A 23,076-nucleotide genomic window follows, 5' to 3' on the forward strand; every position below is an offset into this window, starting at 1 on the left:
CTTTTTTCAATTATGCAAGGTATAAACGCGGAGCCGCTTACCCAATCAAGCAGCAGAAACAAGCAGATAAGCCTGCCCCCTCTTAGTATGCTTATTGGAGCATCCCATCAGTCTGAGCGTCTGGCCAATTTTCACTTTCAGGCTCATGCTTGGCAGCAACATAGGATACTGCTCATGGAGCACATTATACACCTCTGAACAATTCATCCACTTCGCCTTCTCTTCTTCCCCCGGCACTCGGAAACAAGTCTTGAGCATCGTCTCCAAATCATCAGTTTTGAAGAAAGCTAAATTACGTTCCTGCAAGCGAATCACCTCCTCATTGGAGAACCAATAAGGTATCTTCTTATCCCTCAATTCATACATTACTTGCGCATAGAGCTGGTCGTAATAGACGACCGAGACGTTGTCTATATGATAACCAGAAGGGATGTGAATACAGATGAATCGACGACTTCCCGTTGGGTCGCAGAGCGGATGCTCATCATTGGTGGTGGCCAGGAAGGAAGCATAGCGGGGACGATCTGCCTGCGCCTTGCCGAAGATAGGACGTCCGTTCACCTTTACCTTGGAGAGGGTCTGTTTCAGCTTGCCCTGCTGGTTAGGTCCCATGTTGGCAAACTCGTCTATATTGACATAGAGGTTGTGAGTGAGCGCCATCTCTGCATCAAACTTATTGCCGAAGTTGATGTGGTCGAGGAAATACTGGCGCAGGTGCTCAGGCAAGAGACGATTGGCAAAGGTACTCTTTCCGCAACCCTGTGAACCAATCAATACAGGCACCACCTCGTTGCCATGCAGCGTATCCATCTGCAGCCAATGAGCCACCGCAGAACGGAGCCAGATGGCGCACCATGACAGTTGCTCACTTGTCAGTCCCGGTATTCTGCTGAACAGTTCGGCAACATGGTTCTTGCCGTCCCACTTGGGCAATCCCATGAGATAAGCTCTGATAGGATCAAAGTCAGGAACGACATCAGAGCAGATGTATTCCTCGATGTCCTGTCGGGGCGACTTCTTGCCTCCCACTCCCATTTTTTTGGCAGCTCTGACTATGGAGTTGACCTTCTCCTTGGTCATCACCTCCCATTTCAGATTGCTATTCTGAAGAGTGGTCTCTTCTTTCTCATCAACAGAAGAAGCCTCATCAACAGAAGATACCTCAACATCAGGAGATGCTCCATCATCAGGGGAATCCCCTTCTATGTCCTTCAGAACAGCCATTTCCGTCTTTCCGCTAAGCAAATTACGACGGAAGGCATAATGCTCTTCCATAAAACTCTCTACCATATAGATAGAAGATCCGCTACCTGTCATCAATAATGACATCTCATTTAGTTGTTTGTTCATAATTTATTTTTTTATATTAATGATTAATTAATTAATTAATTAGCTATTGTCATATCATTCTGCAAGTCTCGCCTTCCAACTTGCTCCTTTTTTAAGATGAAGGGCGGTGAAGGGTGGTGAAGGGTGATTTTGAGTAATTTATCACGTAACATCCTATCACACAGTAACTTACAAGCAACTGATGAAGGGTGAAGGGATTTTACCACATCGCAGTACGATTTCTTATCGACAATGCAAAGATACAAAACGGAAGCCCCCTTTTCCAACTTTTCCCTGCAACCCGGAAACACAGCAGGGAAAAACGGGGAAAAAATAAAGGGTAACGGGGAAAACAGCAGGGAAAAATAAATTTTCCTTATACATTCATTGGTTTTCTCACTCTTTTTCTTTATCTTTGCAAAAAAATAGGAGATTCAGACATGGCAGACATCAACATCAGAAAATTACCAGCAGGCATTCAGTCATTCAAAATGATCAGAGAAGAAGGCTATGTCTATGTAGATAAGAGCGACATCGTTTGGTATTTAGCAAACTGTGGCAAACTGTTCAATTACTTGAGCCGCCCTCGTAGATTCGGCAAGTCTATCCTTGTCGATACACTACAGATGTACTTCGAAGGAAGAAAAGAACTCTTCGAGGGACTGAAAATCATGCAGTTGGAAAAAGAATGGAAGCAATATCCTGTTATTCGTCTTGACCTTAGCCGTGGCGGTGCGAATGCAGAAACTTTGCGCTCATACCTTGACTTACGTTTCAAGGAATATGAAAAGAAATATGCCATCACCCTCCCATCTACAGCCCATCTTGCCGACCGTTTTGACGCCATCATTACCACCGCATACAAACAAACAGGCTTGAAGGTTGCTATTCTTATTGATGAATATGACTCTCCCCTACAGCACTCATGGAAAACTCCTGAACACGAGAAATGCACAGAAGTTTACCGTGAGGTCTTTGCCATTTTGAAAGCCGATGACGAATACGAGCGACTGGTGTTCATCACAGGTATCACCAAGTTCACTCAGATTTCTCTATTCTCCGTTTTAAACAACCTGACCAACATCAGTTTCTTGCCTGAATACGCCGCCATCTGTGGTATCACTGAGGAGGAAATCAGCGAAAACTTCAAGCCAGAGTTGGAAAGAATGAACATTCGTAACAAGTGGACAGCACAAGAGACACATGACCACCTCAAAGAGTATTATGATGGTTATCACTTTAGCGAGGACAATATGATTGACATTTATAATCCATACAGTCTGATAAATGCCTTGGAACAATCCAAAATCAGAAATTATTGGGCAGCATCGGGTGCAACCTCACTTCTCCTAAAGTTTGTTGACAACATGGAGCTACGCCTAAAAAGCTTCGAGAATTGCCGCATCATGCGAAATACCTTGGAATTATCAGATGTAACAGGAGGTGGTGCTTCCTTATTTCTATATCAGTCAGGCTATCTCACTATCAAGGACAGCGATGAGTTTGGCTATATTTTAGATTTCCCTAACGAAGAAGTGAAGCAAGCTCTCTATGAAATAGTGCTCCCTGCATTGACTCTGCGAGAAGAAAGCTACATCCAGTCCTTACAAGCTAATCTGTATGCCCAATTAGGCACAGGACAGATAGACGAAGCGATGAAGTCGCTAAAGGCACTCATCGCCGATGTACCTTATAGCAACAAGAAACTTGCCTCGATGAACATGGAGGAACGTTACCGCCTTATCATCAGCAGCATCCTCAATGCAATCGGCTTGAAAGTCGAAGTAGAAAAAATGATTGCTACAGGCAGAATCGATATGATTGTGCAAACCTCTCGTTACATATATGTCATCGAACTCAAATTAAGAAACAACGGTGGCAAGGACGCTGCCACCCAACAAATCCTCGACCGACAATACATGGAACCATTCAAGGCTGACAATCGTCAGATTATCGGATTGGGAATAGAACTCGACGAAAATGGAAAAGGTCTCTTGGATTGGAAGAGAGTGGAATAAGAATGGTTCTCTCTCCGAGTCTTTTCTCGCACAATTCGAGGGAAATCATTCAAGTTTTTTATCTTACTGGCTTATAATTCAGAAATTTTATCTAGATTTACACCAATATAATATTCATTCAAATCATGCAAGTCATTACCCATACAAACAGGTAATAACAGGCTATTTATACAACCATGACAGATAAAGACGAACAACAATCACCGTTCAGCTATGAAGTTTTCGACCGACAACTGAACACTTTTTATATGATGTGCCAGGTTCTCATGCAAGGCTGGGAAGACTACAGTACCCAGGAGATGAACTTTGACATCCGCTCTCTATGCACCAAGGCTTCAAGGCTCTGCTACATGGCAGACCAGGATTTCGCTTTGCAGCACAACGACCTGACCCACCAGCGCAAGTTCATCAATCAGACCCATATCGACAACATCAGCCAGATCGTCATCAATGAGATGAGCCCTTTCTTAAAAAAAATAATAGAAAATTATCAGGCCACCAAAATACTGGAAGGTCATAAGAGCGGCATGTTTTCTGCACAGATGAGCATCCTGTTTCCCAAACTGCATGAACTGCTCATAGAGGATGGCATGTCGGAAAACTCCATTGCCAATTTCTTAACTGACATCAATATCGTGGAAAAAACTTTTCTCAAGAAAAACAAATTTGCGAAATATCCTGGAGTAAAACCCGAAGAAAGATTCTGGAATATCTTCCAACTATATGGCTACTCATGCTATCTGGTCTATCATTTCCGACGGGTAAACGATGTTTGCGGAAGATATATTACGGACGACGAGGCTGGACGACTCACCGAAATGGGGGTACAGAAATATACTACAGACCCGAAAGGCAAGATGGACATCGATCTGTATATCTCTACTCTGGAATATAATAACGACCGGCTGACACTCAACATAGACCAGATGCGCTCCGAACAGCGCAAACTGCAAAACGAAGTGCCTGACAGTCTGCTCCTGCCGTTCCTACACCATGTAAACGATGCCTATGAGATGGGAAAGGAAGTAAACCAACTGACATTTACTGCTGAAGAATACATCAGCCTGCTCTCTGCTACTGCCAAATGGCAGCTTCTGGAACAGCGAATTTACGAATGTCAGAATCCGAATGAAATAAAACCGCAGTTCGACAATGAGGTTTTTGTAACGGTACTCAACGGAAGACCGGTAAAAATGGAAGAATTGAGAAAAACGATTTCGCTGATGGTGAAGTTGGTAAACAGGAAGAACCAATGGTTCTGCGTATGGAGCGTATTGAAGCATCACAATCTTTTAGGCAATTATTCTCATGAGGCTTTTGCCCGTCAGATGATGAGCAGCTACTGGTTTGGCGACGTAGAAGACTACAAGCGTTTTTCTGGCGATACCTTGCGTGAATACAAGCGTTACTTCTCCGACTACGACTACACACAATGGGATAATGATGATTTTCTGGAGCAGAAGCAGCTGTTCGGCATGACCAAATGGTCGAACTCTCTCTGCCAGAAATTTCAGAAGCTATGCCAGGAGATGGAGCAAGCCATCGTGGGGTGGAAATACTTATAACCTCTTGATTTCCAAAATAATATTAAAGTTCACAAGTTTGTGGTCCACAAACTTGTGAACTTTATTTTTTTTGCGTACTTTTGCATCAGAAATCAAGACTAAAGTAAATGAAGAATGTCTGCAAGACCGCATCAAGAAATCTCTGATTGATAAAGAGATCATCTACATCGAGAAGCAGGGTGTTTTTCTTGCCGACAGTGTATTTGAACTCTGGTTTAAGAAGGAAATGATGTGATGCCTCTCCATCCATTCACTTTAGCAGAAACAGAAGAATTGTGTACCAGTAAGCAGCCAGAAAGATTAAGTGTTCGCGCAGCTCTATAAAAGCCAAAAGCACGACCATCTTCTCAGATAGCCGTGCCAATAATATTTTTCAAAACCACTGTTTTGCAAGAGAGAGATTGTATTTATTTCTTCAATAATTCATCAATAAGCTTAGAAGTCTCTGGACTTGATGGGCGAGGTGCATCAGCCTTGATAATCTTTCCTTCACGATCAAGCAAGATGAAACGAGGGATGCCATTGATGAGATATTTATTCATAAACTCATCCTTATTACCCATGTGTAACTGAATACCCTTCATATCACCCTTTTGGATGCGCTTTTCCCAAGCCTGCTTGTTTTGGTCGCAGGACAAACCGACGAAGTAGATGTCCTTACCAACGTATGCCTCCTCCAACTTGGTCATATAAGGAAGTTCACCACGACAAGGACCACACCATGTTGCCCAAACATCGATATAAACATATTTACCCTTCAGAGACTCCAAGGAAACCATCTTACCATTGATATCAGGACAATTAAAAGAAGGTGAAGGATTACCAGCTCTCAAAGCTTCCCATTGCTTGCACATATTGTCAAACTTCTCTATATTCTTGGCATCTGTTACATTCTTGTGGAAGTATGCAATTACTTCATCATTTCCATCCAATCCAGAACCAGAAACCACACCATAAAGATAAGCATTAGTTACATAAGATTTCACTTGAGCATCTGCAACATGAGCATCCATGAAGTTCATAAATTCTTGTTTTCTATCACCACCCTTAAAAACCTGACACAAAATAGAATTCGTGATAAACTCTCCGTATTCAGGATATTCAAACAAACTACCATCCATAACAGCCAATTCCTTCAACTTGGCATAATATACATCAGAAGGTTCAAATGACTCTAATTTATGAATATACTGATAATATGACTTATATAAAGGGAACTTAGAATAAGACTGCAATTTCAAATGCTCTTGTTCTTTCTTAGTGAATTTAGCAGGTAAACCCGCCTTTTTCAATAAGGCCAAGTTAGCCTCATATACACTATCATTGCTCTTGATAAAAGCAGCCTCATCCTTGCCAGAATCATCAAAGCCAAGAAATGCAAAGCGAGTTTTCAACAAATAGTTATTGACAGATGCCAAATCACCAGTACAATTGAAAACACGAGATTCTGTATCATAATCTACAGTCAGATCTTTATCAGACTCCAGATATAAATTACGACTGAAAGATTTACCATAACGTACCTGTACGTACTGTGGAGTGAAACCATCCTTTTTTACAGTAACTACACCATTCACTACATCTACATCCATTATTTCATTGGATGCACACCAAGTCAACTTCAACTTTGCTCCTTCCTCTGGATGAACAATTTTAAAAGTATAAGTTCCTGCGTGCATTGACATAGCGGCAAGCCATGTCAATGCAATACTAAATATTCTTTTGCTAATCATTTATTGATATTATTAGTTGTATTACTTTGCAAATTGAAAACCATCAAGACAGAACCAAGCAGGTGTACGCATTTTACCATTTTCATCCTTATCAGAGGAATCTAAATAGAATACTACCTTATCAACAGTACCCAAAGCCGTAAGATCCATCTTCATCCAATCAGCTACTACATAATCCCAAGTAGGATGGTCTGCGTTATGTCCTTTCTTGCAAGCCAAGTCGAAACTAACACTTCCTGTCTCACTACCAGCAAGGTAACCCTTAGCTGTAACTATGAAATAGTCATTTTCCCCAAACTTCTTTACACCGCCTTCAACGTATGTATGCCAAATTCCCTTTGGTTTGCTGGGAATATTAGGATTTTGCATAGGCTTTTCCGCTGTTCCGTATGTATCACCATAAGTCATAGCAAGATAATCCCATGTTGTATTAGATACAAGAATGTACTCAATCTTCTTTGGCTTGTCCAAAGTAAAGTAAGCATCATCACCATTGATATGGCAAACCAAATATGTACCTGTATTATTAGGCTTGGTTGACCAAACACTATAGCGCATAGAGTCAACAGCAGTCTCGTCACCTCCCCACGTGAAAGAGCGCAAAGAACGATTACTATAACAGAAACCACCTGCCAATTGTTTACCAGCCTTCACTGTATTGAAATTCATACCCGCAACAGAGAACCCATTGTCAGGAATGACATGAGAGAAACGAGTTGGAATCTCTAATTCCGAAAAAGTGATATTATCGGCATGAGGAATGACCAAATCCATATCATCACTACATGACGCCATCAATCCTCCAAAGAGAACTAACATACTAAATATAATCTTCTTCATTGTCTTATCTTATTACTTATTTTTATTATTCAAGTCCAGGATTTTGCTCTATAACATTGCTATGAGCATGAATCTCATCATCAGGAATAGGCCAGCAATACTGATTCTCACTGAAATTGACTTCTGGCTTTAATGTATAAATCCATGGTTTTCCATCATGCTCGAAACGTAAAGATGCAAACCAAGGGGTTTCATTCTCCATGAACAAAGCCACTACGTATTCCTTGAAAATCGCATCCATCAATTCCTGATGTGTACTGATACCTGTGACAGGTTCCATTACAGGATTGGTGTATTTGGCTCTCATCTCATTCAGAGGAGCCAAAGCACCCTGAATATCAGAAGGATTAGTTCGAGCCAACAATTCAGCTTTCATCAAATATAACTCGGCATAACGCATAGGATAAGTAGCATACATATCATTCTTTCCTGCATAGCGGCCGCAATGATAAAGCTTGGTCAAGATATTGTCTTTAGTACTGGTATCCCATGTTTCTGGAGCACGAGCAGTACCAAAAGTTACATCATGGCGTGCATCATTATCAAGCCATTCCTGAACCAAATCCGTAAACTTATTGCTATAATAGAAGCCGTATGAGTACATAAATTCATAACCAGAAATACCATAATAAGAATCCGTATTATCACCCAAATAATGTGAGAAACAGTTTTCCTTGGAATTCCAGCCATTTTCGTAAAGTTTAGCCAAATCGGTTTCCATCTGCCAACCAGAATTGTTTGCCAATAATTCGTTGACCAATGTCAAAGCTTTAGCATAATCTCCTTCCCATCCACGAACCAGCAACAACTTTGCATGCATGGCCTTGGCAAAGAGTTTATTCATACGATATGCTGTAGTATAATCAGGAGCATTCTGTTCTGCAAACTCTAAATCATCAAGAATATATTGATAACTCTCACCTACTGTACTTCTGCCTACCATCAAGTTAGACAATTCAGAAGTCTGGTCACGATAGATGATACCGTATGGAGAATCAGCCTTGTCAAACCAATGTCCATAGAGCCACAATAATTCCAAATTACAATAGCCACGAAAACAACGAGCCTCGCCTAAGAGTGAGTTTTTGTCAGCTACAGAAGGAAAACTACTATCATCCAACTTGTTTATACCATTGATGGCAGCATTACAAGTATTAATAATATCATATAACTGAGACCATTGACTGGCAGTAGCACTTGAACTCTGCTTATAGCTCATAGAATACATCTCATTGCTATATGTCCAAAATCCAGCCATGCACTGAAGGTAAGAATACAAATATCCTCCCAGATTAGAACCGCCAGTCTCATATACACCATAAATGCCGTTTACAGCATTTTTTGCACCAGAATAATCCAAAACTGCATTATCAGTAGTCAAGGAATGCTTTGGAGTTTCTGTAAGATAGTCATCACAAGCTGTAAAGCACAAACTTCCAGCCAGCAACAAACTGAATATTTTAATTTTCTTCATTGTTTCTTTATTTAATCGTTACTTTCACGCCTACATTAAATGTCTTTGCAGAAGGATAAGTACTATAATCTGTACCATATCCATACAATCCCGCACCAGCATTGAAGTTACCCTGAGGATCCATGCCTGGATACTTCGTTATGGTAAACAAGTTGGTTGCCTGGAATGTCAACTCTATTCCTTTAACCACAGACTTACGGAACCATTCCACAGGGAACTTGTAAGAAAGGTTTAAGGCACTCAGACGCATATAAGAAGCATCATGCAACCAGCGGTTTGTAAATACACTATTCTGACCCATACCATAGTGAGTTACTACAGGATACTTTGGATTGTTATTGCCAACCATTGTATAGCTATCTTTCACTATATTCAATGTATTATACGCATTGGTACCGCCAAATGTAGAAGCTTCATCACTCCAATAACGCTGACCACCTATAGAATAGGTAAATGTCAAATTACACATCAAGCCTTTCCAATACAAAGTAGTGCCAAAACCTCCAAACATATCAGGAATGGCATCACCTATATAAGTACGGTCACCATCAGCAGTAATCTTTCCGTCACCATCAAGATCGACAACATAAACATCACCTACATTTTCTGTCCATGAAGTAACACGATAGTTGGTTGGTTTTCCTGTAGAAGGATCAATTGGTTTACATGCCCAAACTTCCTCGCCATTTTCATACAAACGACCTGCATCTACATATCCATAAAAACGACCTAACTTGCCGCCTTCCTCTATCTTGTAGTTGTCATAGGCTGTACCACCCAAGTACTTGTTAACTCCATTCAATTTCTCCAAGATTCCACGGTTATGAGCTGCATTGAAGTTGACCTCCCAAGTCATATCATGATTCTTGATGATATCTGCAGTAATATCGAATTCAATACCAGTATTACTAATGGCACCTATATTCTGGTTAGCAGAGGAGAAACCTGAAGAAATCGGAACAGGACGATTTGTTATCAAGTTATCAACATACTTACGATACCAACCAAACGAACCACGGATACGGTCATCCAAGAAACCATAGTCAAGACCTATATCCGTCTGTGTCTGAGATTCCCACTGCAAAGTGTTATTACCCAAAGTTGATGGATAAGTTCCAGGCTGCTTATTGAACATATTAGAACCCATATAACTGGTAAAGTCATAATAGCCTAAGTTCTGAGAACCTGTCAAACCATAAGAAGCTCTCAACTTCAAATAACTTACGACATCTTTCAGAGGTTTCATAAACTCCTCTTCTGTAATAATCCAACCTGCAGCTACTGAAGGGAAATACCCCCAACGGTTATCCTTACCAAAGCGAGAAGAACCATCAGTACGGAAAGTACCTGTTAATAAATATCTGTCGTTATATTTATATTGAGCACGAGCAAAGACTGAAACCAAAGAAGCAGCACTCTTGTTACTATTCATCTTACTTCTATTGGCAGCACTACCTAAGTTGGTCAAAATGTCATCATCAGGGTAGTTAGTACCAGAAGCTGACATATAATCAGTAGATATATGTTCTACGGAATGACCCAACATAGCTTGCAAGTCATGCTTGCCCATAGTTTTATAGAAAGTCAACAAGTTATCCCATACTATCGTATAATTTTGTGTATCACTCTGAGATCCTGAGTTTGTGCCAGAATCATAATAACGGCGTGTGAAACTCTCTGACTTGGCATTGCCATACTGGGCATTCAAAGTGGTACGGAATTTCAAAAATTTGAAGATGTTATACTCCAAGAAACCAGATGCATTGATATTTCTGGAAACACTATAATTCAAGTCCTTCAATTCTACAAGAGGATTCTTTGTATAGTAGTCAATCGTATTGATAGTACCATCTTCGTTGTAAGCTGGATAATCAGGACGCATTTTAATCAGGCGATAAATCATATTATCCTTCTGATTAGCACTACGGGAAGAAGCATCCATATTCATACCAAATTTCAACTTGTCAGAAACCATTGACTCAAAGTTGAAACGTCCACCAAAGGTTCGTGAATTACTACCCTTGACAATACCATCCTGATCCTTATAACTAACAGATGCATAGTAAGAGGTCTTAGGAGAACCACCACGAATAGAAACATTATAGTTTTGGACAGCAGCACTTTGGGTCATCATATCCCAATAGTTATCATGACCATTATAATAAGCATTTGGCAACCATAAGTTATCTATATCAGTCATATCCCATTGACTGGTATTAATCAGGTTGAACTTATCCAAATCCATGTATTTTCTATTAAAATAGGTCATGCCACCATTACGAAAAGCCTCCAACAAATTTGCTTTCTTTGAATAAGTCTTATACTCCTCGGCATTCAAAGTCTTCATATCGTTGGAATTAAGTTCCTGCCAACCATAACGAGCATTGAACTCGATGGTAGGTTTCATACCTTCAGAACCCGTTTTCGTAGTAACAATAACAACACCATTAGCTGCACGAGAACCATAAATAGCTGTAGCAGAAGCATCCTTCAAAATATCAATACTCTGCACATCATTCAAATCCAAATTATACAAAGTATTGCTTACATCACCTGAAATACTGGCTGAATACTGTGGCACACCATCAATCACCCACAAAGGCTGACCATCACCAGAAAGAGAAGACTGTCCACGGATAACCAAAGAAACAGGAGAAGTAGGAGAAGCATTGGAAATCATGACATTGACACCAGCAGCCTTACCTTGAATCATACTGGCAATATTAGAAGTCATTGGAGCCATCTCCACATCTTTCTCAGAAAGACGAGATACAGAACCTGTTAAATCTTTAGCCTTAGCTGTTCCATAACCAATAACTACAACCTCATCAAGCAACTGTTTATCATCGCTCAATGTAACTGTTATATTGCTAACGTTCTTACGACAATTAACAAAATAAGAAGAAGTTTTCATACCAAGAAACGAAACCAACAAGGTCTCACCCTTACCTTGGTCAAGATTCATCGTAAAATTACCGTTGAAATCAGTAACTGTACCTATACCCTTCTTGCCTTGCAACGTAACAGTTGCAGCAGGAATCGGATCACCCTTATCATCAAGCACACGACCAGAAATCGTAACCTTTGCAGCCTGTCCTACAGTAGAATTCGGAGAGATAACTTTGACAGAAATGACACCATTGTTTTGCGTATAGGTCACAGGGAGACCAGCTAACACTTGCTTCAATGCACTCTCAATGCTATTGGCTTTCACATTAGCATTCACTTTGTAGGCATCAAGATCCTCATAAGAGAAAATAATCTTGGTACTAAATCTCTCTTCCAACTCTTTCAATACCGAAGTCAAAGGCTTGGAACTGATCATTTGCTCATACTTCACACCCTTAGTCTGGGCTACAGCGTAACTACCTGTATAACCAGACACCAGCAATGCCAAGCATGTAGAAAACAGAATTCTCTTCTTTCTCATAACAGCATTTTATTATTAATTAATGAATATTATTTCTCTTTTATATGCCATTATGACGTGCCATTATCGAAACAAGGCACCCTAATTGAAAGAAAATTCGCCTAAAAAGTTCTATTTTGTAACTTTTTAGGCGAGATTCTTAATTATTTCAATGATACAAATGGTAAAATTTGAATAACTATGCAATATAAAACATGTCTCAGAAGACATCTTCCTTTATCACTACTTTAGAAGCGAATTTAAGAGACGGACAAGACTATAGAAACGGTAATTACTCTATAACTATCACATTATCCTGAAGCTTGACATTAACCTCAGAACTCTCATTGAGCAACTTAAGAGCATTCTCTAAACTATCCTTTATATTGCACATATAATGGAAATGCTTGTTGAGCAATTGCTCGTCACGACAAACTATATTCACATCATATACTCGTCCCAACTGCTGTAAAATGGTACGCAAAGAAGCATTGTCGAAATACAAGACGCCATCCTTCCAACTCGTAAAGTCTTTAGGGTTGACATTCTGAACCATGACCTTGCCATTTTCTATATAAGCATCTTGTTTTGGGGAAATTCTCACCTTGCTCTGGTCAAGAGATACCTCCACAGAACCTTGTACCAAAGTGACGTGTACATCCTCATTGTTATAACAACGAAGATTAAATTCTGTACCTAATACCTTGGTTGAAACGGAATGAGTCTTGATAATAAAAGGAAGATTAGCATCATGGTGTACTTTGAAATATCCCTCACCATAAAACTCTACATTACGATTGTCTTTACCAAAATTCTCTGGATATTTCAGGATACTCTTTGAATTAAGACATACTTCTGTGCCATCAGGCAAAGTAACAGTCTTCTGCTCTCCTGCTTTAATCTCAATCGTTTTTACTGATTCTGATGCAGATACTTCATGAGATTGTGGAGATTCTATCTTAGCAATTTGATTTTCTACTGAATCCTTGACTTCCGCCATCGGTTTTTGACCCAGCTGCTGATGATTCCAGGTCATCAAGACTACAATCAGCAGAATAGCTGCAGCACTGGCTGCAATATAACGTAACAAAGTCTTGAATATCGGATGGCTCTCAGATTCTTCCTCCTCATATTCTTCTTCCATCTTATCTTTACTGAACTTATCCCATGCAGCATTCACATCAGGAACAGGTCCAAATTGGCGATTAGCGGCTTCGTCCAAATCCAGTATATCGCACAAGGTCTCCATGCCCACCTCGGATTCGAGTTGTGCATCTGAATGCTGAAGCATATCCTCTACAGAATCGTCCATTGCATCTAAGACTTGCTGTTTTATATCTTTTTCTTCTTTCATTGGAATCTTTTTTCTTTTAAAACGAAGTTTCGAGAAAATATGGTACCTTTAACGTCTTAATATTTCGTTAGAATAAGTTAAGTTTAGTAAAACTCAGCACCTTTGAATTTTTGCCGCATATAACTGAGTGCCTGCATGATATGTTTTTTCACGGCACTCTCGCTGATATCCAACTCCGCCGCGACCTCTCTGTATTTCTTATGCTCCACATAACAGAGCTGTACAATCTGTTGGGTTCGCGGAGTCAACTCAGTTAAAGCACCCATTATCGCCTTTATTTTCTCTTCATGAACATCCCAATGGTCATAAACAGAATTGACCACCATTTCTGTTTCCTTCATACTCGCCAATACATAACGAGAACGAATATCCTGCCTACGAATATAGTCTAAGCTGACATTCTTTACTGTAGTCAACAGATAGGAAGAAATATTATCAACATCTTGATACCGGACTCTTTTCCAAACCAGTTCGAAAGCATCGGATACAACATCCTTGCTTACCTCGTTATCATGCAAGATGCGCAAGGCAAGGTAGTAGGCTTTGGAATAATTGTCCTTAAATAATTTTTCAAAGCTCTGTCTATCCATTCTCTCTCAATAATTTATCTCCCTTACAAATAAAGAAAATACAGTTTTACCCAAGACTATTGAGTAAGACTGTATTTTTTTATATTTTCTCCTCTTCTTACTTCACAATAGAAGTAACAGGATTTCTAACGCCCTTCATACCAATGAGGAAGGCCTTGGCACTACCAAACTTCAGGAACATGTCCAGACGTACAGGTACATGATTTTCATCATCAGTAATGTAGAAATCGACGATGCGCTTATACTTGCCCTTCTCATACTCCTGATAAGCCAGACGCAAACAACGATACTTCACACCATTGTCGGCCTTGATGGTTTCTCTGCCCGCAAACTTAATCTGGGCAGGAGTACGGCCATCGCCATCCACAATCGGGAACTTGACTACATAACCCTTCTTCCAGTTGGCAGGATCGAAACTACGGGCACGGAGGAAGATGTTCAGCATGTCAAATACGCAATCATCATAGCTGACTTTCTTCCAGGAATGAGAACCGTCATTGTGCTTACGATGCATCTTGACATGACACTTGCCGCCAGAATAGCTGTAGAAATCCTCATCTACCGTATATCGCTTGCCCTCACGAGCTCCCTTGCGGAAATACATCGGAGACATATCGGTACCCGTATAGCTCAAAAGCGTATCACGAAGGACAAAGAAATCATCTACCTTGTGATTTCCTCTCGTCACCAATGAGGTGCGATAAGCGGGCTTGCCATTCTTGGTACTCTGCACAATAGACATGCTGGCTGTACCAGCCTTCACCCACACAAACTTCCAGTTGTAATACAAATTGTAAGTGAGAAACTCACCCGACTTGAAGGCTGTATTACGGAAAGTACACTGGGCAGACACTGTAGTGCTGACCATCAGCAGTAATACTGCTATCCACAATGACTTCATTCTTTTCATAGTTCATCATATTTTAGGAATGTATTGTATGCCAAGTTTCTTGGCACGCTCTACATTCTGGTTCTTTACTTTCTTCTCCTTGTCTGGCTTCTGCTTGGTGATGGCACCTGGCTTCTGGTGTGACAATGGTTTCTCCTTAGGATCCCAAGATTCCGTGACATCCCACTTCGCCTTACATTCGATAGCTCCAGGATAGTAATATACTTCTTCTGCCTGCTGGTCTTCATCATAACAGCCCGTATCCCACTTGCCGTTATTGTTGCGGTCCACTATCAGGCGCAAGTAATATTTCTGTGGCTTCAGATAATAAAATTCTGCCACACCATTGATGGCCTTCACTTCCTTGACTACCTGATCCTGACCATTGAGCAACTGTACAAGCAGCGGTTCGTCAGTCAAACTGGTGATATTGACCAGAAGAGTACCATACTCATCCAGCGAAGATACCTTGAATCCCTGTTTGATAGCCTTGGTAGCCAATCCGTAGATGTCTTCGAATGCCGCAGAATCCACTTCCAGACTATATTCGATATTCGGACGCCATTCGCCTCGCAACTCATATTCCCTCAACTTATTAGGAACCGGTTTAAACTCGAAAGGTGCCCGATACCAGAGCGTATCATGCTTGGCATAAAGATGAATGCCTGCCGTATCTGCCTTTGAGAGAGGCGTAGGGAACGTAAATCGGATGTTCTTATCCGGATCCAACTGGGATGAGACGCCCACCTGCACTTCCAATGGCTTGAGAGGCATGATGGAATCATAAGGCTCCCCTTTCTTCTTGAGTTTTTCCTGTTTCTTGGTCCAGTCTTCCAGTTCCTTGTTGAGCTGTTTCTGCCGCTTGGCGTATGGAGTCTTTGCCAATATCTCCAATGTATCAAGCTTATCCACCAATACGCCGGTACTGTCGGTCATACGATAAGCCAATTCCATCCGCAGCGTGTCCTGATTGACCAACGCAGTATCTTTCAACCAGTAAGTAAGGGTATCCTTCTTCTCTGCTGCCTCCAGCAGGAAAGCATCTTTCTCATTGAAATTCAGACCCTTGATGGTAGGCAGGATGCTATCTCCATAACTGAAGAAGAGAGAGAAATTGTTGGGTTCCTTGCGCTCTGACTTCAGAAAATAGCGGTCGGTAAGCGTTTCGGTGAATGCTCTCAGCACAATATCGTCTGGATAGAAATGGGTGTAATCCACCTGGGCGATAGATTTGATATGAAGCGTATCAATCCAAGTGGTATCCTGTCTGACGTCCGGCTTGCAGGAAGGTACGATGATGTCATGAGAGAAAGCTAATTTCTCGCTTTTCTGATTGAACATATAGTTGCCATCCATATCCTGCAAGGCATAGATGCGATAAGAGCCTGGTGCAATACCCTTCACTACGAAGCGGCCACGGCTATCCGTACGGCTCACTCGGAGCATCGGCTTGGTCTTGAATGCAGAATCAGCCTGATCGCTATACAGACCCACTAAAATACCCTTGATCGGTTCCAGATTTTCTGCTTCGAGCACATATCCGGATACTTCCATGGTGTCGATAGCCTCGCCCGTAGAAAAACTATAGGTGAAGTTACCCATCGGATTGTTCTCATTGTTATCACTGATAGCATCAGAGAAATCAATGGTATAAGTCGTATTCGGCTTCAGGGAATCGACCAGAGAGACGGTGATTTTCTTACCCGCAGCCTTGATTTCTGGAGCCTCCAACTGAGGTGGAGACACGATGACTTTCTCAGAAGGATTGTCGAGCTTGATAAACTCATCGAAGTAGATGCTTACTTTCTTGCTCTTCACCCCTATTCCGCCATCTGCCGGGTCGGCACCTATCACCTTAGGTGGAGTTTCATCATACCATCCTCCGTCTGGCTGTCCCATCTTGGCACAGGAAACCAAAAGCAGAAAAGCAAGCAGATAGAGAGGCAAAAACAGAGTTTTTTCCTTCTGGCTGTTTCCAACTAAAAAATCTAATATCTTCTTCATTATTCTTACCTTTCTGCTAATTATTCTTATCCTTTAATATATCATAAACTTCCGGATGAAGCCATGATCTACTGATTCATCTGGAGCATCTCGTCGATATTCTTACGGCTGTTGCTCAGACGAGGTATCTTATGCTGTCCACCCAACTTGCCCTTGCTCTTGAGCCAGTTGTTGAAGAGATTAGGACGGGCCTTCACAATCTCCAGATGCTGGAGAGTAACATCGTGGAAGCGCTTTGCCTCATAATCACTGTTGATTTCCTGCAGATGCTGATCCAGCAATGTGGCAAACTCATCGAGACTTGCCGGTTCCTTAGAGAACTCTATCAGCCACTGATGGCGGCACTTCGCATTACTGTCCATAAACACAGGTGCTGCCGTATATTCTGCCACCTGGGCTCCTGTCTTATCACAAGCATACTTCAGTCCCTTCTCGGCATTGTCCATAATCAGTTCTTCGCCAAAGGCATTGATGAAATACTTGGTACGACCCGTGATGACAAACTTATATGGATTCTTGCTGGTAAACATGACTGTATCACCAATGAGATAGCGCCACAATCCACAGGAAGTAGTAATAACCATCGCATAGTTCTTGCCTATCTCCACTCCCTGCAATGGCACTACGGTAGGATTGTCGGTACCAAATTCATCCATCGGGATAAATTCATAGAAGACATCATAATCCACCATGAGCGACATGGAAGGGTCTGACGGATCATCCTGCAAACCGAAGAATCCCTCGCTGGCATTATAGGTTTCCATATAATGCATGTTAGGAGAAGTAATGAGCTGCTCATACTGCTGGCGATAAGGAGTAAAAGCGATACCGCCATGGAAGAAGACCTCCAGATTAGGCCATACCTCCTCCAGATGCTTCTTGCCGGAAAGTTCCATCACACGAACCAATACGCTGAGCATCCAACTTGGAACACCCGAGATATTGGTTACGTTCTTATTCATCGTTTCACGGGCAATGCGGTCGCGTTTCACCTCGAAATCGCTCAGAAGAGCAGTCTGCTTCTTAGGAACACGCACCAGATTGGCAAGTGGATTGATATTTTCGATGAGGATGGCACTCAGGTCTCCCACCAGACTTCCCTCTACATTATAATTAGGTGAATGGCTGCCGCCGAGAATCAGACTCTTGCCATCAAACAGTTTACTTTTCGGATTATTACGGAGATAATATGCCACAGCATCAAAGCCACCGGCATAGTGGATGCCATGCAATCCGTCTCGTGAAACAGGGATAAACTTACTCTTGTCATTGGTAGTACCAGACGACTTAGCATACCATTTCACGGTTCCAGGCCAGAGAACATCCTGCTCTCCGTGGCGCATACGGTCGATATCCCCTTTCAGTTCCTCATAGGAATTGACAGGTACATTTTTTGCGAATTTCTCGTAACTATCAGTCGTATTTAGTAGATGCTTAACGCCATATTCTGTATTTTTGCCCTTATTGATAAGGTGCATGAGTACTTTATGCTGCATATGTTCTGCATCATAAAGGTACTTCTCCAACTCCTTTTGGCGAGGTTTGAAGACGTTGCTTACTATACTTGTTAAACTCATATATGATATTAATATCTTTTGAGTTGCAAAATTAACCTAAACTTTTCATATAGAGAAAGTTTTTACTATTTTTAATATTAAATATATGACTTTAAAAAGAAAAGAAGAATGACTAAGGCTCGGAATTCGCACTTTTTATTCGTAATATAGCTTATTTTTCTTCAAGTCAATATAAAAATGATAGCAGTTCCCCAAAGCGGACACGATAAAAGATTCAACAGATAATTTGCGCTAACATACATTTTTACATACATTAGCGCAGATTATCCGTGAATAATTTGCGCTAATGGCCACTTTTTTGTATCTTTGCGCAAAAAATATGATAATACCAATAAAGGCTTTAGTGAAATAACCAATCACTAAAGCCTTTATTGTCTGCTTTTATTCCTCTGCAAATGCGCAGTCTTCATTAGCAGCACTTTTTATTCGTAATATAGCTTATTTTTCTTCAAGTCAATATAAAAATTCCCCTTAAAGAACGAACCATTGATACTGCCAAAGCTATTTTTAATAGAGAAATTTTTCATGATAGGAATAAAATGATTAGGAAAATACTTAGTACCTATCTTTAACTTATCATATCTGATAGCTTTATAGCTATCCAAATAGTCATTATAAACATCTATCAGTTTCACCTTCGTTTGTTTGCAAAACTCATCCAGATACTTACTTGGATAAAACTCTATCAACTCTGCATTACTCAGATACAGCCTCATGTTTCCTTCCAGGTTCCACATTTTTCCATCCTGTCGGATAGTTATTGGCACCTTTATTACAATTGAAGGATAGACAGAAAGGATGTCAAACTTGCTTAACTTTGTAGTATCCACGGCATTCATATCCACAAAAGCCAACTTTTGCTCAGCAAAATTAAGATTGATAACGTTTTTGGTAGAGTCGGAAAAGTTGCAGAGGTTTTGCACATCAAGTTTTGCAGTAAACGGATAAGAATTTTCCAGCACGAAGATATTTCCAACAAAGCAAACATTCCCCACATTGAATTTTCCCACAAAAATATTCTTCACAAGATACTTTTTTCTAAAACATTCTATAGACCGCACCTTCAACTTGGACTTTGCAAAAGAGTGGTCAGGAAACAGTTCATTGAAGTCATGCTCCTTGATATAAAAACCAGCATCTCCAGTAGTTATCAAAATATCATTAAGTTTCGTGCCATTGATTGGCGCACTTATATAATACCAGCTTTTCTTAGATTCTTTCTGATACACTCTAAACTCTGTCTGTGCCTTCAGGCATATGCTGAACAAACAGACTAACAATAATATAATACTACGCATAGTTGATATGATTTTAATTAGTTATCTTATCCTAATTTCCCCTTTCTTTGTTGGATGTTTTTTATTTTTTTTCAATTCTTCTTTATACTTCTGTATAATAGAGCGAAGTTGTTTTTGGGATTTTGTTTTAATAAGCATTAAACCACCCATACGAGGATAGAAATACTTCAATATTTTCGGATCTTTTACTATATCAACAGACTCTATATCATCTTTTGAAATGCTATCCAAAGATAGAACTTCCACCCCATCAACCAAATAGACAGGAATATTAAAAGAAACTGAATCTTTCGAATTTTCTTTTTGAGCAAAAGAAAACAAATAAAAGAAACAAGCAAAACATACCAGCAATAACTTTTTCATATTCTATTTTTTAGCAATATTTTTATAACGAACAAAACTATAAACTATGCATTATATCTCCTCACTATTGTTAGTTTGATATAATTCCCTTTAGGTATAGGTATAATACCTTTCAACCTTTTCTTTTTTATTTTATCTATAATTTTAACTATTTTTCTTACAGAAAGAATATTATCAACTTCTTTATAACTGACAATTTCTACCATAATAGTCTTATAACTTTCATCTATATAGAAAGCAAAAAGTAAATTGCATTGATTTTCAGATAAGAGTTTTTTCTCATGCTGAGAGAGAAGCTTATTTACTGTATTTAAAACCTCATTACGGAATTTTATTTCATCAACCCTATTTCTAAAAGCAGAAAAGTCAACAGACTTTTGTTTTATTTTATTAGTAAGTTCCAAATCTTTCAACTTATAAAACTCACCTATATGATGATAAGAATATCGCTTACTCTTTACGATTTCTTTATTCAAACATTTTTTCTCCAGTTTATACTTTTCTGAAATAACTTCTGTTTGAGCAACACCTGTTAGTGGATAAACTAACATAAGTAGTAGTAATAACTTTTTTATTAACTGTCTCATATACTTAACTTTTATTATTGAATAATCTTCTAATAGTATGTCTTAGACATGATTGGCAAAGTACAGAATAGAAATACCCCACCAAATAAAAGTCGATTGATTTTATTCATTTTTATATTGTTTATAATTCGAGTGCAAATATATAAAACTTTTTGCAAACAATACTCAACAATCAAAAATAATAATTTACTGAAAATTTACAAATAATTAAAAGTTACTGATACTCAGGTAGTTTTGAAATATTTTACTGAAATTTTAAAATGATAATTTAGACCAAAGAAAGAATAAATTTATCGAAATCTTTAGCCGTTCCATCTTTTCCACACACTTTTTCCAACATCCTTTTTCTGGAAAGTGAAACTCCAGAATTTGATAATCCTACAAGATTACTTATAGAAGATGGTGAAATATGAAGTCTTATTAATAAACAAATATGATATTCTTTTTCCGTTAGACGATTTTTAAGCATTTGTGGAAAAGACGGTATTAATTGCTCTATTAAGTCACTTAACTCTATCCAATCCTCATTTGATAATTTCTCTTTTGGATGTAATATTATAAATTGTATTTTTCTAAATATTGCTGAATTTTGTAAAATAATATCCGTATCAGTAAGTAATGAACCAGAGAATTTTTCACGAATATCTTTTATTGTATTTTTTAAGTTCATTATAATTTCTTCCTTTTGTTGTATTACTTCTAATTCATTAAGGTCTTTAACTCGCTGCAATTCTCTTTGATTTGATTGAAGTTTTAACAAACTATCATTATATAATTGCTGAATAAGAGATATTCTATGATTTTTTTTATTCATCTGCAATTTATAGATAAAAATAGAGAGACAAAACAGAATGATACTACACAATATAACAACATAAATGACCATAATTCTTTTCTCGGATTTCTGTTCTGCTACCATAGCAAGTCTTTTGTTTCTGCTATAATCATACATAGCTTGTAGCTGATGCAATTGTGTTTTTCTTACTCGAACTAAATCAGAATCATTATATTCTGTACTTTTCATAGCATACATTGCTGCCAAGATTGGATTATTTCTTTTTAAGTAGTATTGAGCCAAAGTTTTTGTAGTTATTGCCTTATTACTAAATGATTTTGATAATTTTAAACTTTCATTGAGTTTACAATAAACAGAATCTAACTGGTTTGTCTGTAAAAAAAACAAACCTTTCTCATAAAGCAAAAAAGCATAAGAATCTTCATAATTTTGATTTCCTGCAAAATTTACTCTATTATACGCTTCAAAAGCTTTCTTAGCTTTATCTATATTATTCCTTTTTAAATAGTAAACATAGTTACATCCAAAAGCAATATCCGCATCTCTATCATACCCATGCTTTCTAAATAATTCTGCAGCTCTTGTATTTACAATTATAGCAGAATCTTCATTATCTAAATACGTATAAGCACCAGTTTTATTATAATAATATCGAATGGCATTTAAAGTATCATGAGCTTTATAAGCATAATGGGTAGCTTTTTCAAATGAAAATAACTCTTGATATGGTAAATATTGCTTTGAAAACAATACCCCCATTTGACTATACACTCTACATAGCGTTGCATAATCGCAATCCTGGGCTGTAGTATCAGCCTGCTCCGTCGCTTTATTATAATATTCTAATGCCATGGGTGTCTCATGCATATCCCTATATACACACCCCAAAATATAATATGCCAACATCTTGTCATTAGCAGTTCCATGATGCTCATAATAATCTACAACAGCCAGCATAGTACTATCTGAAGTAAAATCTATATATGCCTTATTCATTGCCTTATGATAAAGTAAATCATAACGCATTCTTTGAGCTTTAGTAAATTTAGACCATTCAGGTTTTAAAGCATCCAGCATTTTTATAGTTATCTGGGCAGAATCATCTGCTATATCCATGATACTATCAGCCTTACTCAGCTGTTGATCATAGGCTTTATTACCAGTACATGACAGTAGCATTGATAATAAAATAAAAATAATACTTTTTTCCATAACATTTATATATTTCTGCACCAAAGATACATGTAATA

Annotated in this window: 17 protein-coding genes; 3 read left to right on the plus strand and 14 right to left on the minus strand. The window is 39.1% G+C overall.

Going from position 1 to position 23,076, the window contains the following annotated elements:
- Positions 1-45: 45 nt before the first annotated feature.
- Positions 46-1,350, minus strand: a complete 1,305-nt coding sequence (locus DW917_RS01680) for a VapE domain-containing protein (protein ID WP_118115887.1) — start codon at positions 1,348-1,350, stop codon at positions 46-48.
- Positions 1,351-1,769: 419 nt separating this feature from the next.
- On the opposite strand from DW917_RS01680, the gene DW917_RS01685 reads away from it, so the two are divergent.
- The 3 genes from DW917_RS01685 to DW917_RS17145 all read left to right on the plus strand — a co-directional run bounded on the left by DW917_RS01685 (position 1,770) and on the right by DW917_RS17145 (position 5,147).
- Positions 1,770-3,347 (plus strand): ATP-binding protein, encoded by a 1,578-nt coding sequence (locus DW917_RS01685; RefSeq protein WP_118115889.1) that lies wholly within the window; start codon positions 1,770-1,772, stop codon positions 3,345-3,347.
- Between the two features lie 176 nt (positions 3,348-3,523).
- Positions 3,524-4,912 (plus strand): hypothetical protein, encoded by a 1,389-nt coding sequence (locus DW917_RS01690; protein WP_147344098.1) that lies wholly within the window; start codon positions 3,524-3,526, stop codon positions 4,910-4,912.
- Positions 4,913-4,982: 70 nt separating this feature from the next.
- Positions 4,983-5,147 carry a hypothetical protein gene (locus DW917_RS17145; RefSeq protein ID WP_158570052.1) on the plus strand — a complete coding sequence of 55 codons (165 nt, stop codon included), beginning with the start codon at positions 4,983-4,985 and terminating at the stop codon, positions 5,145-5,147.
- A gap of 172 nt (positions 5,148-5,319) precedes the next feature.
- Here the strand turns inward: DW917_RS17145 and DW917_RS01695 are convergent, their stop codons facing one another.
- The 13 genes from DW917_RS01695 to DW917_RS01755 form a co-directional block, all read right to left on the minus strand.
- On the minus strand, positions 5,320-6,645 hold the full coding sequence (locus tag DW917_RS01695; RefSeq protein WP_118115893.1) for a TlpA disulfide reductase family protein: 1,326 nt from the start codon (positions 6,643-6,645) through the stop codon (positions 5,320-5,322).
- Positions 6,646-6,666: 21 nt separating this feature from the next.
- Positions 6,667-7,485: a DUF4465 domain-containing protein gene (locus DW917_RS01700; protein ID WP_118115895.1), complete on the minus strand. Its 819-nt coding sequence runs from the start codon at positions 7,483-7,485 to the stop codon at positions 6,667-6,669.
- Positions 7,486-7,510: 25 nt separating this feature from the next.
- Positions 7,511-8,959, minus strand: a complete 1,449-nt coding sequence (locus DW917_RS01705; RefSeq protein WP_118115897.1) for a RagB/SusD family nutrient uptake outer membrane protein — start codon at positions 8,957-8,959, stop codon at positions 7,511-7,513.
- 7 nt (positions 8,960-8,966) lie between these two features.
- Positions 8,967-12,389: a TonB-dependent receptor gene (locus DW917_RS01710; RefSeq protein ID WP_118115899.1), complete on the minus strand. Its 3,423-nt coding sequence runs from the start codon at positions 12,387-12,389 to the stop codon at positions 8,967-8,969.
- 271 nt (positions 12,390-12,660) lie between these two features.
- A complete protein-coding gene (locus DW917_RS01715) occupies positions 12,661-13,722 on the minus strand; it encodes a FecR family protein (RefSeq protein WP_118115901.1) in 1,062 nt (353 codons plus the stop codon).
- Between the two features lie 83 nt (positions 13,723-13,805).
- Complete coding sequence (locus DW917_RS01720; protein ID WP_118115904.1) at positions 13,806-14,312, minus strand: RNA polymerase sigma factor; 507 nt, start codon at positions 14,310-14,312, stop codon at positions 13,806-13,808.
- Positions 14,313-14,409: 97 nt separating this feature from the next.
- Complete coding sequence (locus DW917_RS01725; protein ID WP_118115906.1) at positions 14,410-15,222, minus strand: DUF3108 domain-containing protein; 813 nt, start codon at positions 15,220-15,222, stop codon at positions 14,410-14,412.
- Between the two features lie 6 nt (positions 15,223-15,228).
- Positions 15,229-17,205: an Ig-like domain-containing domain gene (locus DW917_RS01730; RefSeq protein WP_118115908.1), complete on the minus strand. Its 1,977-nt coding sequence runs from the start codon at positions 17,203-17,205 to the stop codon at positions 15,229-15,231.
- A gap of 68 nt (positions 17,206-17,273) precedes the next feature.
- A complete protein-coding gene (locus DW917_RS01735; protein WP_118115910.1) occupies positions 17,274-18,782 on the minus strand; it encodes a GH3 auxin-responsive promoter family protein in 1,509 nt (502 codons plus the stop codon).
- A 422-nt stretch (positions 18,783-19,204) separates the two neighbouring features.
- Complete coding sequence (locus DW917_RS01740; RefSeq protein WP_147344099.1) at positions 19,205-20,080, minus strand: hypothetical protein; 876 nt, start codon at positions 20,078-20,080, stop codon at positions 19,205-19,207.
- 21 nt (positions 20,081-20,101) lie between these two features.
- On the minus strand, positions 20,102-20,443 hold the full coding sequence (locus DW917_RS01745) for a hypothetical protein (RefSeq protein ID WP_118115914.1): 342 nt from the start codon (positions 20,441-20,443) through the stop codon (positions 20,102-20,104).
- Between the two features lie 44 nt (positions 20,444-20,487).
- A complete protein-coding gene (locus DW917_RS01750) occupies positions 20,488-21,030 on the minus strand; it encodes a hypothetical protein (protein WP_118115916.1) in 543 nt (180 codons plus the stop codon).
- A gap of 268 nt (positions 21,031-21,298) precedes the next feature.
- Positions 21,299-23,038, minus strand: coding sequence for a hypothetical protein (locus tag DW917_RS01755; protein ID WP_147344100.1), 1,740 nt, complete (start codon positions 23,036-23,038; stop codon positions 21,299-21,301).
- Positions 23,039-23,076: the final 38 nt, after the last annotated feature.

Source organism: Prevotella sp. AM42-24, from assembly GCF_003461825.1.
Lineage (GTDB): Bacteria > Bacteroidota > Bacteroidia > Bacteroidales > Bacteroidaceae > Prevotella > Prevotella hominis.

Excerpts from the sequence above, each read along its gene's own strand:
- DW917_RS01680 (WP_118115887.1), bottom strand. The coding sequence starts at position 1,350 with ATGAACAAACAACTAAATGAGATGTCATTATTGATGACAGGTAGCGGA.
- DW917_RS01685 (WP_118115889.1), top strand. The coding sequence starts at position 1,770 with ATGGCAGACATCAACATCAGAAAATTACCAGCAGGCATTCAGTCATTC.
- DW917_RS01690 (WP_147344098.1), top strand. The coding sequence starts at position 3,524 with ATGACAGATAAAGACGAACAACAATCACCGTTCAGCTATGAAGTTTTC.
- DW917_RS01695 (WP_118115893.1), bottom strand. The coding sequence starts at position 6,645 with ATGATTAGCAAAAGAATATTTAGTATTGCATTGACATGGCTTGCCGCT.
- DW917_RS01700 (WP_118115895.1), bottom strand. The coding sequence starts at position 7,485 with ATGAAGAAGATTATATTTAGTATGTTAGTTCTCTTTGGAGGATTGATG.
- DW917_RS01705 (WP_118115897.1), bottom strand. The coding sequence starts at position 8,959 with ATGAAGAAAATTAAAATATTCAGTTTGTTGCTGGCTGGAAGTTTGTGC.
- DW917_RS01710 (WP_118115899.1), bottom strand. The coding sequence starts at position 12,389 with ATGAGAAAGAAGAGAATTCTGTTTTCTACATGCTTGGCATTGCTGGTG.
- DW917_RS01715 (WP_118115901.1), bottom strand. The coding sequence starts at position 13,722 with ATGAAAGAAGAAAAAGATATAAAACAGCAAGTCTTAGATGCAATGGAC.
- DW917_RS01720 (WP_118115904.1), bottom strand. The coding sequence starts at position 14,312 with ATGGATAGACAGAGCTTTGAAAAATTATTTAAGGACAATTATTCCAAA.
- DW917_RS01725 (WP_118115906.1), bottom strand. The coding sequence starts at position 15,222 with ATGAAAAGAATGAAGTCATTGTGGATAGCAGTATTACTGCTGATGGTC.
- DW917_RS01730 (WP_118115908.1), bottom strand. The coding sequence starts at position 17,205 with ATGAAGAAGATATTAGATTTTTTAGTTGGAAACAGCCAGAAGGAAAAA.
- DW917_RS01735 (WP_118115910.1), bottom strand. The coding sequence starts at position 18,782 with ATGAGTTTAACAAGTATAGTAAGCAACGTCTTCAAACCTCGCCAAAAG.
- DW917_RS01740 (WP_147344099.1), bottom strand. The coding sequence starts at position 20,080 with ATGCGTAGTATTATATTATTGTTAGTCTGTTTGTTCAGCATATGCCTG.
- DW917_RS01745 (WP_118115914.1), bottom strand. The coding sequence starts at position 20,443 with ATGAAAAAGTTATTGCTGGTATGTTTTGCTTGTTTCTTTTATTTGTTT.
- DW917_RS01750 (WP_118115916.1), bottom strand. The coding sequence starts at position 21,030 with ATGAGACAGTTAATAAAAAAGTTATTACTACTACTTATGTTAGTTTAT.
- DW917_RS01755 (WP_147344100.1), bottom strand. The coding sequence starts at position 23,038 with ATGGAAAAAAGTATTATTTTTATTTTATTATCAATGCTACTGTCATGT.